Consider the following 15,948-nt stretch of genomic DNA (forward strand, 5'->3'; position numbering starts at 1 on the left):
GCCTCACCTCGCCAACGGCCATTGTGCGGCTGCGCTGCATCGACATCAGGTCTTCGCGCTCGGTTTCACTCAGATTCATTTTGCCCATGCACTATTAGATCAGTGCAATTTCATTGGTTCACTGGACAGTGTTGTGTCCCAGAAATAACTTTACGTAAATTCAGATTGTTCTATGATCGAATCACGATGAGTTGGAGGCGATCATGGGACGCAAAGGAATCGAGGTTGTCGTGTCGGAACTGGAGCGAGAACAATTGCTGTCAATGAGCCGCTCGCGTTCGCTGCCGCACTCTCTGGTGCGCAGGGCAAAGATTGTCTTGATGGCCGCTGACGGCCATACGAGTCAAGAAATTGCAACGCAGTGCGAAGTAACACCGCCGGCAATTACGCACTGGAAGAAGCGGTTTGTTGCCCATGGACTTGCCGGTCTGCATGATGAAGCCCGTCCAGGCCGGCCTCGCACGCATGACGATGAAGCAGTTGCGGAATTGCTGGCGAGGATACTGCATGAGAAGCCGGACGGGGCAACGCACTGGAGCGTGCGCTCCGCTGCTGCGCAGACAGGGATTTTGAAGAGTTCGGTGGCCCGATATCTGTCGTTGTTCGGCGTACAGCCTCATCGGTCAAAAAGCTTCAAGCTGTCTAATGATCCCTACTTCGTGGAGAAGGTGCGCAATATCGTCGGGCCGTACCTGAGCCCCCCGACCAATGCCCTGGTGCTGTGCGTCGACGAGAAGAGCCAGTGCCAGGCGCTGGAGCGTACGCAGCCGATGTTGCCAATGGGGTTGGGCTGTCTCGAGGGAGTGACGCATGATTACGTCCGGCACGGCACTTCCACTCTGTTCGCCGCGCTCAATACGGCAACGGGTGAAGTTATTGCGCAATGTAAGCCGCGCCACCGACATCAGGAATTCCTGGCGTTTCTCAGGCATGTGGATCAGGCGGTGCCCGCCGATCTCGATGTGCATCTGATCGTCGACAACTATGCGACACACAAGCATCCCAAGGTCAGGGCGTGGCTGGCCAGGCATACGCGCTACCACATGCACTTCACGCCGACCTACTCAAGCTGGCTGAATCAGGTTGAACGCTGGTTTGGCCTGATTACGCAGCAGGCGATCCGTCGAGGGTCGTTCAGGAACGTGCGTCAACTCATCACCAGCATCGAGCGATATATCGAGCAGTACAACCAACACGGCCGGCCGTTCGTATGGACCGCGACCGCCGATTCAATTCTCCAGAAAGTGGCTCGGCTATGCAAAGTTATTTCTGGGACGGAACACTAGTGCCCAGATGTCCCAGAGAGACGAACTCCCCGCTGTGGATTTCGTTCCACGCCGATCCCACTGCGACGGCATAGCAAGGACTGTCGACCGCGATCAGATTGGCGTCATGTCCGTAGAAGAGTTGGGTCGGTGAATGTGGCAATCAACTCCTGAGACAAATCAGTTGTGATGCCGGCAGTACTTACTTACGACTGAAGCGCAAACGGCATTTAGAATGCGGATGCTTCCCATCCAAACAATCTATTTTCGCAATGGCGCGGAGCGATGCATACTAGATCCTGCTGTGTAGTCGTCACCGTTATAGTTGAAGTAACTACGGTACTGATGTTGCTTGATCAGCTAGGTGCATCCCGTGCACCACCGCGCGCACTTCGAATGGCATGCCGAGCCGGCATTTATCGGACGCGCCGGACCAAATACTCTCGGACGTGTGAACCGACAGTTGACAGCTATCAGGCAACCGGCTGATGAGTACTGCTTTAACCTAGGCTCGCGCATAAAACGCCGATTCGCCGGAGCAAATGAATGCACGTTGTCGATATTGATCAGATGGCCTTGTTCTTCGTGAACTCATTTGAGCTCGTGATGGTCTTCGCTAACGTCTGCGTCGTACTCGAGCTGATCTTCCCGGCCTACCGTTACAGTTTTTCGTCATACATTCGGGGCGCGCGGAACTGGATAATCCGCATTGGTTGTGGTGCATTAATCTGGCACCTTTACGCTATGGGGCTGCAATGGTTAGGTGTGAAACCACTCCTGACTGTCGATTTTGAGGCGTTGCTCCATTCCGGAAACACGATTGTAGGGGTGTTTATGGCAGTTCTTTCTAGCGTTCTGGTTGCAATTGCCGGCGACTTCTTTTACTACTGGATGCACCGCGCACAGCACGCAATTCCGTTCCTGTGGCGCTTGCATGCGACTCATCACTCGATCCGCGAGTTGACCGCATGGAACTGTAATCATCACATTTCCGAACCGATTGTTTACGCGATGTTTGTAGCACTGCCACTCGCGCTAATCCACTTCAAGTCCGGTGTCGCGCCCGCGGTTGCCATGACGCTAATTAGTTTTCAGGCGCATCTTTCTCACTCGAGCACCCGTGTGAATCTCGGGCCGCTCCGATACATCATCGGCGATAACCAGTTTCACCGCATTCACCACTCAATGGAGTCGCATCACCGGCACCAAAACTACGGGTTCTTCACCACCATCTGGGACACGGTTTTTCGCACGGCATACTGGCCGGTAAAAGAGGAATGGCCGGAAGTTGGTCTTCGCAACCAACCGGAACCGCATACGGTTCGCGACTACGTTCTGTTCCCGTTTGACCAACGCCGCTGGCTTCGGCCGTCAGTCAAAAGTGGCAATAGGATGGGTGACTGACAGTTCGGCAATTTTACCGCTCATATCGCTGCTAAAAGCCAAGGGAGACCAATCTCGACTGACATCACCCACCCTATAGGAGACAGCAAGCTTATGCAGCGAATGCCATTCCTCGCCGGCTGTGCCGCCACAGCTTTGATGGTTTGCAGTGCAGAAGCACAGGCCGAGACTTGGTCTGCAACTTCGCCCGAAACCTCGTCCTGCTATCCGTCCAATCTCCTTTTTGCCTCTAGCTCCTACGGTAGCTACACGTTCAACAATGACGTCTGGGCGCCCTGCCAAGGCGTCGCCGCAGGCGAGCAGACAATCTGGGCCAACAGCAACCTTGACTGGGGCGTCTATTCAAATCAACCCGACACCGGCCACATCAAGGCCTATCCGCACATCGGATACGCCGTCAACAAGTCCCTCAGTTCGCTTAAGTCGCTGACTGCTGTCGTCTCAGCGATCACTCCTTCTAGCGGCGCTTGGGAATCGACTTTCGATATCTGGGCCGGAAACAAGGCGCACGAAATCATGGTCTGGCTCAACTATACCGGATCCCCTGATGGCTGCGGCAACGTCAAACCGATTTCTGCGAACTGGACGTTTTCCGGCTGCGCGATCCCAATGCAGAAAGATGTCCAGTTGTCGGGCGGTTACTGGAATGTATACGTGGGCAGCAACGGCAGTAACACGGTCTATTCGTTTCTTCGCACAGAAAAGACCGACCATGCCAAGCTCGACGTGCTGGCGTTCATGAATTACCTCAAGTCGCGGAATTATTTCGATGACGTCGTGCTTGGCGATGTTCAGTATGGCTTCGAGATAACATCGTCGCCTGGCGGTCTGCCCTTCGCGTCCAAAAACTTCTCCGTCACCACCGAATGATATCGGCGCCTACCGTCCTCGCGTGGATATATGTGTATCCGCCGGTAATGCAGACTTCCCGGAACAGGCCAGCCGGAATGACCGTTGTTCTGCCCAACGGCGAAAGTTTCATTGACGTCAAGCGATCCGTGCGGGGATGCAGGAGCAGGAGCATCCCTTCTGCGGGTAGGCATCTGAAACACTGTCCCGGCATCGTCGTCGGTTGCGTAGGAGCGGTTGCGTTTTCTGCCAGACGACCGGTGACACCTCAATCGATCTCAGGTAGCGGTTCAACGGTAGGTCACCGACCTCTTAAGATGCACGAGTGTCTCAAGGCATTGTCCGCGCCGACTGAATTTTGAGCCACCGAGGGTGCGGACGAAATTTTCGATCCGTAAACGCCGACGCGCCACGAAGGATTGTCACCGATCAGTTGTGCAGCTCTCCGGCCGCGAGGGGCGAAATTCCAGAACTGGCAAACATCAAACACGTCGTCGTCAAAGCCAGTGCCCGGGTGAAAAACCGCGCCGAAAACAGCCATCAACCTACGCGTGAGCGCGAACGCCGGATGCGTGGCTTCCGCGATCCTGATCGCGCACAAGCGTTCTTATCGAGCTTCGGTCCGCTTCGCCAGCACTTCGCGCTTGAGCGACATTTGCTGCGTGCATCACTCTATCGCAAACAGCTCGCCGCACGCTTTGCCGGATGGCATCGATTCACTGGGCTCGCCCAAGATCCGTCCAATTTCTGAACAAATGTACGTCCTGTGCGCTCTTGCGTCTCGAATACCTTAACGTGACAACGCCTTGTAATAGAGTCTGAATGTAGCGTAGCGTCGACGACGGGCGCGGTCGACGGCTGCTGCAGCGAGGGCGGGACTGGGAGACCTGACTATCCGAAAGCACTCTCAGTCTCCCGATCACTATCGCCACGAACGGATCAGCAGATCCGCGGCAGTTGCTCGCCTGTAAGCCAGTCGACGATGCGCCGTCCGCCGAATTTCGTCTCGATCTGCACGAAGCCGTGGGCGTCCGCGACCACCTCACCGATGCAAACCGCCGCCGCGCCCAACGGATGTGCGCGCATCGCGGCGAGCAGTTGCGGCGCGTCGACGCTTGCGCAGATTGCAACTAGCTTGCCTTCGTTGGCGACATAAAGCGGATCGAGGCCGAGCAGTTCACACGCCGCATCGACTTGCGGCAGCACGGGAATTGCGCGCTCCTGAATGCGCATCCCGACGCCCGACTGGCTGGCGATCTCGTTGAGGGTGGTGGCCAGTCCGCCGCGAGTCGGGTCGCGCAGAACGCGCACACCGGGCGCGACGGCAACCATGTCCGCCACGAGCGTGTGCAGCGCGGCGCTGTCCGAACGGATCTCCGTGTCGAAGCTTAGGCCCTCGCGTTGCGACATGATCGCCACGCCGTGCTCGCCGAGAGTGCCCGAGAGCAGCACAACGTCGCCGGGCCGCGCCTGCGCGCCATCAACGTGAATGCCCGAGGGCACGACGCCGATCCCGGTCGTGGTGATGAACACGGCATCGCCCTTGCCGCGCTCGACGACCTTGGTGTCGCCCGTCACGATTGGAGCGCCGCAAGCGCGCGACGCAGCAGCCATTGACTCGACGATGCGGAGCAGATCCGCCAGCGGGAGGCCCTCCTCCAGGATAAAGCTCGCGCTGAGATACGAAGGCCGTGCGCCCGCCATCGCGATGTCGTTGACGGTGCCGTGCACGGCGAGGCTGCCGATGTCGCCGCCGGGAAAGAAAAGCGGCGAGACGACGTGCGCGTCGGTGGTCATCACCATGCGCTCGCCGGGCCCGGGTGCGAGATGCGCGAAGGTGGCCTGGTCGTTGCCTTGGCGCAGCCATTCGTTATCGAAGGTTGCGACGAACAGCTCGCGGGTCAATTGCGCCGATGCGCGGCCACCCGCGCCGTGGCCCATGTCGATGCGGCCGTCGCGAAAGTTTAGGGGTCGCACGTAGGCGGACTTCACCGGGGATGTGTGGACTGGGCGCATGCTTCGACGACTCGAATGTCCTTAAAGCGACCATAAGAATAATGCGCGGCGCATGAGCCCTCGCTGGACACCATGCACGAGCCCATGGGATTCTCGGGCGTGCAGACCGTGCCGAACATTGTGCAGTCGCGCGGATGTATTAGCCCCCGCAGGATCGCCCCGCACTCGCATTTGCGGTGATCGGCGACGGGCCGGTAGACGAGCTCATAGCGGACTTCGGCGTCGTAGCGCGCGTACTTCGGGCGAATGCGCAGCCCGCTCAATGGGACCTCGCCCAGGCCGCGCCACTCGAACGACTCCCGCGTTTCGAACACCTCCTGCATGAGCGCCTGCGCGGCAGCGTTGCCCGCGCGCGTGACGGCGCGCGCGAACTCGTTCTCGACCTCCGCGCGGCCATCGTTGACCTGACGCACCAGCATGAGGATCGCCTGCAGCACGTCGAGCGGCTCGAACCCGGCAATCACGACCGGCTTGCGATACCTCTGCGCGAAGGCCTCGTAAGACGCGGAGCCGATCACAACACTCACGTGCGCGGGACCGACGAAGCCGTCGAGCAGCACCGCGTTCGCGTCGACAGACGGCTCGGCGAGCAGATGTGTCATCGCCGCGGGCGTGAGTACATGGCAGCACAGCACGCTAAAGTTCTCCGCGCCGCAGTCCGCCGCTTCGCTAACGACGAGCGCGGTAGGCGGCGTAGTGGTCTCAAAGCCGATTGCGAAAAAGACGACCTCGCGTTCCGGATGCTCGCGCGCGATGCGCAGCGCGTCGTGCGGCGAATACACAAGGCGGATGTCCGCCCCGCGCGCCTTGGCCCGCTGGAGCGATAGACCGCACGAGGCAGGCACGCGTATCGTGTCGCCATACGTGCAGAGGATCACGTCGTGTTCGAGCGCGAGGCGAATCGCGAGATCGATGCGCCCAAGCGGCAACACGCAAACAGGGCAGCCGGGACCGTGGATCATCAACACGTTACCGGGTAGAAGATCAGCGATGCCGAACCGGGAAATGGCGTGCGTGTGACCGCCGCAGAACTCCATGAAGTGATAACGGCGTTCGGTCAGCGTCTCCGCCTGAATGCGCCCAGCAATACGCGCGGCGAGTTCGTCGTCGCGGAATTCGTCGACGTACTTCATTGCGCCGTTCCGGACTGGACGATGGGCGCGTCGCCAAGCGACCGAGCGACCTCGCTGAACAGCGCGAGCGTGCGCTCGGCCTCTTCGGGGTCGATCACGCCAAGCGCGAAGCCGACATGCACGATCACGAAGTCCCCTGGGCGCACGTCGGGCACGAGCGCGAGTGAGACCGTCTTTCGAACGCCCCCGAAATCGACGACGCCTGTTTCGGCGTCGGACCGGTCGATGAGCTGTGCCGGCATGGCTAGACACATGGACTGACTCCTCGTGCCGTCGTAGGCATGGACAACATCTGCGGACCATATGTGGCAACCCAAGCCTGGCCAAGCGCTAGCCCGGCGTCGCCGCAGGGCACCGTGTCGGGCATGAGGGTGTGCACGCCGTGCGCCGCGAGCGACTCTCGTAGATGCGCGGTGAGCAGCCGATTAGCAAAGCAGCCGCCGCCAAACAGAACGGCGCGCCCCTGCGCGGCAAGCGCGGCCCATTGGGCGAGCGCCTCGGCCAGCGCAACATGAAAGACGGCCGCACCGCACGCGGCTTCGCCGGCGTCCGCGAGCATGAGCAACTTGACGAGGAGCGGACGAAGGTCGAGCTCGCCGTTGTCCGCGATTCGCCACAGGCCCGCCACATCGGGGGCCTCGTGCGCGACGAGGTAGCCGCTCGCGAGCCTTTCGAGCGCGATGGCCGCCTCGGATTCGGCGCGCTGGCGCAGGCACACGCCGAGCAGTCCCGCCGCCGCATCGAACCAGCGACCCGCACCGGTGCTAGGCGGGCAATTGAGCCCGTGCGCGAGCATGGCGCCGACCGTGCGCGCCGCGGTCGCGCCCACGACGGCCGAGAGCCGCGGCCCGATTTCGCCGCTGCGCCCGAGCGCGTGCAGGGCGGCGGCGGCCATTCGCCAAGGCTCGCGCGCCGCGACGTCGCCGCCGGGCAGCGCGAGCGGCGTGAGACTGCCGAGGCGCTGCCAGCAGGCGGGCGCCACCTCCAGCAGCTCACCGCCCCATGCGGCGCCGTCCGTGCCGAAGCCTACGCCGTCGAGCGCGAGGCCGATCACGGGCTCGCGCAGCCCTTGCTCGGCCGCAACCGCGCCAATATGCGCGTGATGATGCTGGACGCCGACGGTCGGCACGCCGAGCCGCTCACCCCATTCGAGCGCGACGCGCGTGCTGTAGAAGTCGGGATGCAGATCGTGCGCGATCGTGCGCACGGGCTGCCCCGCGCGCTCGGCGGTCTCAACAAGCGCCGCCACCGATGCGTCGAGTGCCACACAGTGCTCCAGATCGTCGAGATCACCGTGCAGCATCGACCAGTGAACGTCGCCGCCGATGCACAGGCACGCAGCGTTCTTCAGCCATGCGCCGGTGGCGAGCACCGTCCGCTCGCCGAGGGTATGCGGCAGGTTCTGCACACGCGCCGTCATGCCTCGCCTCCGGCGCGATGCTTTTGCGCGCGCTGCGCCGCAAGCTTGTTCTCCAGCACGCTAATGCGCTCGGCAATCGAGTCGCGTGCACTCGTGATCCAGTCGAGCCACGCATCGAGGCCTTCGCCGGTTGTGGCCGAAAGCCAGATCACTTCGAGGGACGGATTCACGCGGCGCGCATACGCGATGCACTGCTCGACGTCGAACTGTACATAGGGCAGCAAGTCGACCTTGTTGACTATCATGAGGCGCGCGGCGGCGAACATGTCGGGATACTTGAGCGGCTTATCTTCGCCCTCCGTTACCGAGATGATCGCGACCTTCGCCTCCTCGCCGAGGTCCCACAGCGCGGGGCAGACGAGGTTGCCTACGTTCTCGATGAAGAGCACGCTGCACGGGGTGTCGGGCGTTAGCGGCACGTGTTCACGCTCGTCCTTGTGCTCATGGTAAAGGCGATGATCGTGCAACGGCAGCCGTCCGAAGGCCGCGGCGACCATCGCGGCGTCGAGATGGCAGCCCTTTCCCGTGTTCACCTGGATCGCGGGCGCACCGGCCGCGCGGATACGCTCTGCGTCGTTTGCCGTCTGCTGGTCGCCCTCGATCACGCCGATGGGCAAGCTCGGCATACGCTCGCGCAGCGCGGCGATCGACGCACACAGCAGGGTCGTTTTCCCCGAGCCCGGGCTCGACACGAGATTGAGCGCACGCACGCCATGCTGCGCGAAGTGCCGCCGGTTGACGGCGGCATGGCGATTGTTCTCGCCCAGCACGTCGTGCTCGAGCTTGATGGTGCGGCCCTGGTCTAGGCCGGGCACCGTGAAGCCCGCGGGCCCGAGCCCGTAGTGCAGGTCTTTGCCCGATGGCGTCCGGTAGGAGCGGGAATGAGTGTCGGACTGGCCCTGCGCATGCGCGCACTCGTGTCCCTGAGCGGTGTTTTGCCGATCGCCGGTGGTGATGCACCCGCATACTATGCACATGTTGCTTCTCCTTGCGCTAATCCGATGATTGTCAGGCATCGTCGACGACCAGATCGACGATGCGCAACTCTGTGCCGCCGTTCGGCTGGAGCCAGTAGCCGCCGCAGTGCGCGCAGGGGGCGCCCCGCGTGGCCAGCGCCACGGTCGCGTTGCAGTTCATGCACCACGCGCTTCCCGAGGGTTCGTCGATCTCGACCCGTGCGCTGCAAAGGCAGGTGCCGGGCGCGATCGCTTTGAGGGCAAAGCGCAGCGTCTCGACATCGACGCCAGCGAGGCGCCCGACTTCAAGCCTCAGCACCTTCACGCGGACAAAGCTCTCACGCTCCGCGGCCGCTTCGACCAACGCAAGCACACCGCCGGCCAGACTTACTTCATGCATACCTTGGCTTCCATTCAGCTCAGTATTCGGGGCCTTGTCTCGATCCTGGTGCTCACGCGCCGTCCGTGTCGACCACATAGGCGGCACACGGATCGAACGCGCCCATCCACGCGCCTACTCGCGCGGCGAACGTTCCATCGCCGCACGCCGGGTCCAGCCGCGACAAGGCTTGCGCGAGCGTGCCTTGGCCGTGGAAGTTCCACTCAGTCGGCGCGACCACGCGATAATCCTCGATGCGCGCCGCATCGTCTGGCGCGAGGCGCACCCAATGGAGCAGCACGCCGCGCGACATCTCGCACCAACTGAGCGCCTCGCCGGGCGCGCACGTCAGCGCGCCAAAGCGAAGCGCACTTGGCCCGCCATCGCCCGCTGCCAGCCGCGCCACCTCCGCGACGCGCGCGCCAATCCGCAGCCAAGGCGTGTCGTATTCCAGCGCACGCGGATCGTCGCTACGTGTCCACACGCCGGTCTCCGCAGGCAGGCCGCGTTGTACGGGCGCGTGCGCGAAGACCGGACTCTCGGCAATCGCCACGGCCAGTTCGCTTAACCGCGTTTCGTCGATGATGAGCGGCCGCGGCGTAGCGCGCATCGTATCGGCGTGTGCGCGGCAGGCTGCCAGCAACCGGGCCGGGAACGTCGCGGCTCGCGCGCTCCAGGCCGCTAAGTAGCCACGCGGATCGTCCGTCCAGTGCGCTAGCCACTTTTGCGCAGGCATGCCCAGAACGTGCCGCTCCAGCCAGTCGGAGGAATCAACCGAGTCGAAGTCGGGCAGCGTATGCGGCGCGGCGGCGGCGAGCCGTACCGGCCAGTCGGTCCACATGCAGCGAAGATGCACGGCGAGCGTCTCACGCATGAGCATTGCGGCGTGAGCGGTGTCGGTCACACCGTCGCTTTTGTGCTCCACTGAAGCGCCCGCTGCGTCGACGGCAAGTTCTGCGCAGAGCCTATGCGCGAGTCCGCACAACGAGAAGAGCGCCGACAGCCGCGCCGCAGCGGTTGCTACCGGTTGCCCGCGCAGCAGCGCGGCGGCGAGTGGTGGGCGCCCGCCCGCGATGCAGTCGTGCCGGCCGGGGCGCACCCGGTACTGTGCGGCCAAGGTCGCCAGCATCGCCGCGTTCATGGAGCGCTCCCTAACGCGCCCGGCCGCAGCAGGAGCGAATGACGCGACACGCGCGGGACACCGCCCGATGTGGCGCTCTTCTGTCCGGCGAATTCGAGCATCGGCAAAAAAAGCGAGCAGCACGCATAGGCTCCGACGTCTTGCGCGTGCGCGCCGAGCCATTTGAAATCGACGTCGCCTAGACGCACGCGCGCTTTGCCGGCCTGCCGCGGACATTGCACCGAGTCCTGCATCGCGCCGGGTAACGATAGGGGCCTCATGGACAACGGCGTGATCGGCATCCCGAACCGACCGCATCGGGCCCCGGTCTCGCCGGGCATCGGCCCGAAGCCGGTCCCCTCGATGCGCAAGGCGAGTTTCACGACCGGCATGTCAGGCATCGCACTGGTTGCGGCCGTCTCGAAGTGCGCGACCAGCGTAGCCACCCTTGGATCGCCGTGTATGACCTCCCGCTGGATTGCACGCACGGTCAATCCGCGTCCCACAAGAACCATGAACTGATCCGGCGCGCGGCCGTAAACGCGGCAGCGCCAGTGCGCCTGAAGCGCCACGAACGTCGCGTGCGGCGGAATCTGCAAGACCGGGTCGCCTTGTTCGGGATGGTGGATCCACCAGCAGATCTTGCATTCGAGGCACGTGTGCGCCTCGATTCGGCTGCTGGCGCCGAGATGGCAGTCTTCGAATTGCTTCGTTCGCTGGTCCATCGTCACGCCTCACCCACCCACTCGATCAACTGGGTCAAGCGCTCGCGCGAATCCGCGAGGTCTTCTGGCGCGGCGCGCACGACCTCTGGCAGATCGGTGATCTCGATCGTGTTCAGAATCAGCATGTCCTGCGAGTTGAAATATGCAACACGCCAGCAGTTCGCGATCGCCGTGCTGCACACTCGGCATTTTCCGTAGCCGCGCGACAATATCTGTACCGCGCCTTCGCCCAGCACGGCGTCGATCAGTCGCTGATCCCCCGGCGACAACGGCAGGAGCGTTAGGTTGACGATGTGGGGCGCATCCCCGGCGCGCCAGCGCGCGACGGAATCGCGTACCTCGCTCAGGATCGACGGCGCGTTCATCACGTCGAGCGGGAGCATGTCCGGCAATGGCATCATCGGCTGCGCCGGGTGTTCGGGCCGGGCAAGCATCGCGGGGGCCGCGCCGATTTCGAGGCGGTCGATCGGGCCCGCGCCATTCTGCTCGACTACGCACCACAGGCCGGCAAACACGGTCTCCTGGATCAGCCCGCCGCTCCGCTGCGCGTCGTCGACGCGCGCGCTGACCTCGCCCTCGCCCAGCACGTCGTTGAGAATGCGCAACGTTACCGGATCGTACGGCGTCAGATCGATGGTTTCGGGCGGCGTGCCAGGTTCGTATGCCGCCAGTACGCCCAATACGTCGCGAAGCACGCCGCGCGCGGCGTCGAGTGCCCACGCATCACAGCGCTCAGGCAGCGTCGGCGCCACATAGATGCGCATGCCTTGCGGCATCGGCAGATAGTCGAGCACCGCGTCGCTCTCGGCCTGGTTGCCCGGGCCGAAAGGCGCGACGGGAATGGGAAATGGACTCATGGACACGATCAACGACCCCAAGAATTGGTTGACAATTCGTGACAGCCGGGCGAAGCGCCGACGGCGTGACCGGGAATGCCGACCCATGGCATCCGCGTAGTCGGTTGCCCGAGCGCATGTGCGACGTTTGCCACGTAGTCATCCCAGTCCGTCATACTGGAGAGCCTCGTGACATAAGCGCCGTCGCGCAGACACAGCAACGTGGATCACCGCCACACGCGGCGCGCGAGTTCGGGCAGCATCATGGCCACGTCGAGGAATTCGGGAAAGTGCACCGCGTCGGCCCCGAGCAGCGCTACGCATTCGCCGCCGTACGCAATCCAGTCGTCTACCTTTCGTTCGTCCACGGACACGGCGTGTCTGCCATCGGTTAGCCGCTGCCACGGGCGTCGCGTCAAGCGCGATACCGTTCGTATTTGTCATGTCGATTGCTCGGAAGACCCGTGACGGCCATGCGTCGGTTGCGCGCTGGAGGTCAACCGGGCTAGATCGTCCACGCCGAGGTCGGACGGCATTTCAAAATGCGAGCTCGCTCGGGCCATGGCGGCGTCTCCCTCCAGCGCCAGTTCCACGAGCGAGAGCGTCGCGTCGATTTCTGCCGCGCGTGTCCCGTCGAGCTTCTCGCGCGCCGTGTCGAGAAAGACCAGCAGCCATTCGCCGGCGCTGCATGGACCAACCAGCGAAGTGTCGATCCGGCGGTGCCCGTCGCGTCCGTGGCACAGCGCCTGCAAGCCCTGCACCTCGATCACCCGCATCGGCACGCCTATACACACGACGGCGTCTCCTCGCGGCGCATGCGCTGCAGCACGCGCTCGTCGCCGGTGCGGCACGCATCGGCCTCGCTGGGCCGCTCGCCTTCGTAGCGCGAAAGCGCGAGATGTGGCAGCGTGACCGCATCGTCGGCATGTAACGGGGTGTGGCGCGGCGTGGGCTTTCCGCCCCATGCGGCAAGGCGCTCGAGGCCAAGTTCGAGCGCGCGCTCGAGCGACGCTTTAACGGCGGGTCGCAGGCTGCCGCCGAAATCGGCCACTTCGTCCGGCTGGCAGCCGATCAGCAGCACGCGGCGTGGATACCGGCCTGTCAGGCGCGCGAGCATCAGCACCTCCTGGAAGCCGGTCTGGTGCAGGCTTATCTTGCGCACGCCGAGGAACGCCGGTACATCGTCATTCTCAACGATCTTCAGCGTGCCCGGCGCGAGACCGTAATCGACCGCGTCGAAAATGAGCAGACTGTCGGTGGCCTGGACGTACTGGACCAGACACAGCCCTTGCGTGCCGCCGTCTATGAGGCTCACGTGCGGGGCGAACTCAAAGTGCTGCTCAAGCGCCTCAATGCAGCGCACGCCAAAACCCTCGTCGGCCCACAGCAAGTTGCCGATGCCGAGTACGACGATGGCAGGCGCGGCGGTTTGTGCACAAATCAGCATTGCAACCTCACTTCCTGAAGGTACGGTAGCCCGATATCATCGTGCCGACCATGTTCTGGCGCCCCATGACGTCTTCGCGGATCGCCATATAGACATGCACGATCACGAACATCAGGATCGCCCACATGCCGAGGCGATGCCACGTGTGCACGCTCTGCGACTGGCCGATCAGCGTGGATACCTGGCCAAACGCAATCTGTTGCCAAGAGTCGGCCTGCGCGCCTTCGCCATACAGTGCGAAACCGGTCACGATCATGAAGAGTGAGATCAGCAGGAACACGAAGAACATCGCGAATCGCGATAACGGATTGTGCCCGCTGAGCTGGCGCGGCGTGGGTCCGAGGAACAAGTAGTAACGCAGCATGGTGAGCATGTCCAGCCAGTACTCGCGCGAGAATACCGGCACCCAGAACATTTCGCGCGCATGGCGATTGCCGACAATCGCCCAATACGCGCGGCCCACAAGTCCGATTGCGAACAGGTAGCCCGCGGTGAAATGCGCAAACCGGATATAGCCCATCAGAAATTTCGCGCTCGCCTCGCCGGGCTGTGTGGGAAGGGGGGAGCCGATAAAATCGCCGGTCAACGCCAGCACCACGATCGACACTGCGTTGATCCAGTGCCAGACGCGTACCGGCGCTTCGTACACGTAAATCGCCTCGGTGGGCGAAACAAAGTCGGCCGCCTTTTCGCGTCGAGAATACGATTGCATCGTCATCATCCTTGCGTGCCGCGCGGCGTCGGTGAGCGCAGGCGCTGTGGCGGCCTGGTGGGGTTAGCGCACAGTCACGGCGGTCATTTCCGCACCGTCCGCGTTCATCACGTGCGTCGAGCACGCCATGCAAGGGTCGAACGAATGCAGCGAGCGCAGGATCTCGACGGGCTGCTCGACATTCGCCACGGGCATGTCCATGAGGCTCGCTTCGAACGCGCCAATCTGCCCTTTCGCGTCGCGCGGGCCGCCGTTCCAAGTGCTCGGAACGACGCACTGGTAATTCTCAATGCGACCGTTCTTGATCCGGATCCAGTGGCCGAGCGCGCCGCGCGGCGCGGCGACCGCGCCCACGCCCTTCGCCTCGGCTGGCCACGTCGAAGGATCCCACTTGTCAAGGTTCGCTGTCGAGGTGTCGCCGTTGCGGATGTTTTTCAAGAGGCTTTGCCAGTCGTCCGCCATCATCTCGGAGCAATACTCCGCTTCAAGCGCGCGGGCGAGCGTGCGGCCGATGGTGGTCGGCAGCAGTTGCTTCACGCCAAGCGAGCTTTCCGGCAAGCCGAGCAGCTTTGGCATGCCCTGGTTCACTGCAAGGAGGGAGGCCTCGATCTGTTCCTTCATACGGCCGCAATGCGGATTGCTCTGCTCCGCGTGTGCGTAGCCGAGGATGTAGCGCGCGAGCGGTCCGACTTCCATCGCGTGCCCGCGCCAGCGCGGCGACTTGATCCACGAGTACTTCGCGCTCTCGTCGATCGACTCGATTGCGGTGCGCGTGCCCTTCGTGTTGGGTCCGAGCTCGTAGTGCGGTTCGGTAATGCCGTCCCAGGGATGCAGCCCGCGGTAGTTGTCAGGGTATTGATACCAGGAGTGGGCGACGAACTCCTGCACTTGCTCGGGGTCGCGCGGATCAACTGGCAGGAGCGTGTTCCAGTCGCCGTTGATGATGGCTCCGCCTGGCATCTGGTTGGTCGATGGGTTGTAGTTGATGAGCGGATACGCGCCGTAGTCCATCACGTTGGTCGCGGCCAGGCCGCCGCCATGCAGCCAGCCGCGTGCCTTGTAGATCGTGCCGATCGCAAGCAGATCGGGCACATATACGTTGCGGCAGAAAGTGATCGCTTCGTCGATGAGCGACTTGACGAAATTCAGGCGCTCCATGTTGATGGGGGCGCCGGCCGCTAGGTCGTTGCCGATATTGATCGCGCAAGGCACGCCCCCCACGAGGTAGTTCGGGTGCGGATTCTTGCCGCCGAAGATCGCGTGGATCTTGACCCACTCCTTTTGCATGTCGAGCGCTTCGAGGTAGTGCGTCACGGCCATCAGATTCGCTTCCGGCGGCAGCACGTACGCGGGGTTGCCCCAGTAGCCGTTCATGAACGGACCGAGCTGGCCGCTTTCGATGAACTTGCGCAGACGCGTCTGCACATTGCGGAAATAGCCCGGTGACGACATCGGATGCGCGGGCGAGATGCGCTGTTGCAACTCGGACGTGAGCTTGGGGTCGGCCTTGAGCGCCGACAACACGTCGACCCAGTCGAGCGCGTGCAGGTGATAGAAGTTGTATTAGCCGGGACTCGATCTGACAGGTAGTCGGACCGATAGAAAGGAAGCGATCAATGGGGAATGAGTTTCTCCTTGGCCAAATCCAGCGAATCGAGAAAGGTGCACATCGGCGTCTTGCCGTAA

Annotated in this window: 16 protein-coding genes and 2 pseudogenes; 4 read left to right on the plus strand and 14 right to left on the minus strand. The window is 62.8% G+C overall.

Annotation, left to right across the window (positions count from 1 at the left end; translation table 11 throughout):
- Positions 1-203 precede the first annotated feature (203 nt).
- The 4 genes and pseudogenes from AB4Y40_RS42065 to AB4Y40_RS42080 all read left to right on the plus strand — a co-directional run.
- Positions 204-1,286, plus strand: coding sequence for an IS630 family transposase (locus AB4Y40_RS42065; protein WP_368692897.1), 1,083 nt, complete (start codon positions 204-206; stop codon positions 1,284-1,286).
- Positions 1,287-1,811: 525 nt separating this feature from the next.
- Positions 1,812-2,669, plus strand: a complete 858-nt coding sequence (locus AB4Y40_RS42070) for a sterol desaturase family protein (protein ID WP_368692898.1) — start codon at positions 1,812-1,814, stop codon at positions 2,667-2,669.
- A 93-nt stretch (positions 2,670-2,762) separates the two neighbouring features.
- Positions 2,763-3,539, plus strand: a complete 777-nt coding sequence (locus tag AB4Y40_RS42075) for a glycosyl hydrolase (protein ID WP_368692899.1) — start codon at positions 2,763-2,765, stop codon at positions 3,537-3,539.
- A 385-nt stretch (positions 3,540-3,924) separates the two neighbouring features.
- Positions 3,925-4,269, plus strand: a pseudogene (locus tag AB4Y40_RS42080) (DDE-type integrase/transposase/recombinase); the annotation flags it as partial.
- Positions 4,270-4,457: 188 nt separating this feature from the next.
- Here AB4Y40_RS42080 and hypE read toward each other — a convergent pair.
- From hypE to AB4Y40_RS42150, 14 genes and pseudogenes are all read right to left on the minus strand, one after another.
- Positions 4,458-5,534, minus strand: a complete 1,077-nt coding sequence (hypE, locus tag AB4Y40_RS42085; protein ID WP_368692900.1) for a hydrogenase expression/formation protein HypE — start codon at positions 5,532-5,534, stop codon at positions 4,458-4,460.
- Positions 5,507-6,667 (minus strand): hydrogenase formation protein HypD, encoded by a 1,161-nt coding sequence (gene hypD, locus AB4Y40_RS42090; protein WP_368692901.1) that lies wholly within the window; start codon positions 6,665-6,667, stop codon positions 5,507-5,509. The genes hypE and hypD overlap by 28 nt, the downstream gene beginning before the upstream one ends.
- Positions 6,664-6,921, minus strand: coding sequence for a HypC/HybG/HupF family hydrogenase formation chaperone (locus tag AB4Y40_RS42095; RefSeq protein WP_368692902.1), 258 nt, complete (start codon positions 6,919-6,921; stop codon positions 6,664-6,666). Before AB4Y40_RS42095 ends, hypD begins: the two co-directional genes overlap by 4 nt.
- On the minus strand, positions 6,912-8,087 hold the full coding sequence (locus tag AB4Y40_RS42100; RefSeq protein ID WP_368692903.1) for a carbamoyltransferase HypF: 1,176 nt from the start codon (positions 8,085-8,087) through the stop codon (positions 6,912-6,914). Before AB4Y40_RS42100 ends, AB4Y40_RS42095 begins: the two co-directional genes overlap by 10 nt.
- Entirely contained in the window at positions 8,084-9,064 is a 981-nt protein-coding gene (gene hypB / locus AB4Y40_RS42105; RefSeq protein WP_368692904.1) for a hydrogenase nickel incorporation protein HypB, read from the minus strand. Before hypB ends, AB4Y40_RS42100 begins: the two co-directional genes overlap by 4 nt.
- 31 nt (positions 9,065-9,095) lie before the next feature.
- On the minus strand, positions 9,096-9,443 hold the full coding sequence (locus AB4Y40_RS42110; protein ID WP_368692905.1) for a hydrogenase maturation nickel metallochaperone HypA: 348 nt from the start codon (positions 9,441-9,443) through the stop codon (positions 9,096-9,098).
- Positions 9,444-9,495: 52 nt separating this feature from the next.
- Complete coding sequence (locus tag AB4Y40_RS42115; RefSeq protein WP_368692906.1) at positions 9,496-10,563, minus strand: hydrogenase maturation factor HoxV/HupK; 1,068 nt, start codon at positions 10,561-10,563, stop codon at positions 9,496-9,498.
- Positions 10,560-11,267 (minus strand): [NiFe]-hydrogenase assembly chaperone HybE, encoded by a 708-nt coding sequence (hybE, locus tag AB4Y40_RS42120; protein WP_368692907.1) that lies wholly within the window; start codon positions 11,265-11,267, stop codon positions 10,560-10,562. Before hybE ends, AB4Y40_RS42115 begins: the two co-directional genes overlap by 4 nt.
- 2 nt (positions 11,268-11,269) lie before the next feature.
- The gene (locus AB4Y40_RS42125; protein ID WP_368692908.1) at positions 11,270-12,061 is read right to left on the minus strand and encodes a hydrogenase expression/formation protein; all 792 of its coding nucleotides are present in this window, start codon (positions 12,059-12,061) and stop codon (positions 11,270-11,272) included.
- Between the two features lie 269 nt (positions 12,062-12,330).
- On the minus strand, positions 12,331-12,522 hold the full coding sequence (locus AB4Y40_RS42130) for a hypothetical protein (protein ID WP_368692909.1): 192 nt from the start codon (positions 12,520-12,522) through the stop codon (positions 12,331-12,333).
- A 21-nt stretch (positions 12,523-12,543) separates the two neighbouring features.
- Positions 12,544-12,879: a HypC/HybG/HupF family hydrogenase formation chaperone gene (locus AB4Y40_RS42135; protein WP_368692910.1), complete on the minus strand. Its 336-nt coding sequence runs from the start codon at positions 12,877-12,879 to the stop codon at positions 12,544-12,546.
- Positions 12,880-12,887: 8 nt separating this feature from the next.
- Complete coding sequence (locus AB4Y40_RS42140) at positions 12,888-13,550, minus strand: HyaD/HybD family hydrogenase maturation endopeptidase (protein ID WP_368692911.1); 663 nt, start codon at positions 13,548-13,550, stop codon at positions 12,888-12,890.
- Positions 13,551-13,557: 7 nt separating this feature from the next.
- Entirely contained in the window at positions 13,558-14,262 is a 705-nt protein-coding gene (cybH, locus tag AB4Y40_RS42145; protein WP_368692912.1) for a Ni/Fe-hydrogenase, b-type cytochrome subunit, read from the minus strand.
- 63 nt (positions 14,263-14,325) lie between these two features.
- A pseudogene (locus AB4Y40_RS42150) lies at positions 14,326-15,822 on the minus strand (nickel-dependent hydrogenase large subunit); the annotation flags it as partial.
- Positions 15,823-15,948: the final 126 nt, after the last annotated feature.

Source organism: Paraburkholderia sp. EG287B (genome assembly GCF_040965595.1).
Taxonomy (GTDB): Bacteria; Pseudomonadota; Gammaproteobacteria; order Burkholderiales; family Burkholderiaceae; genus Paraburkholderia.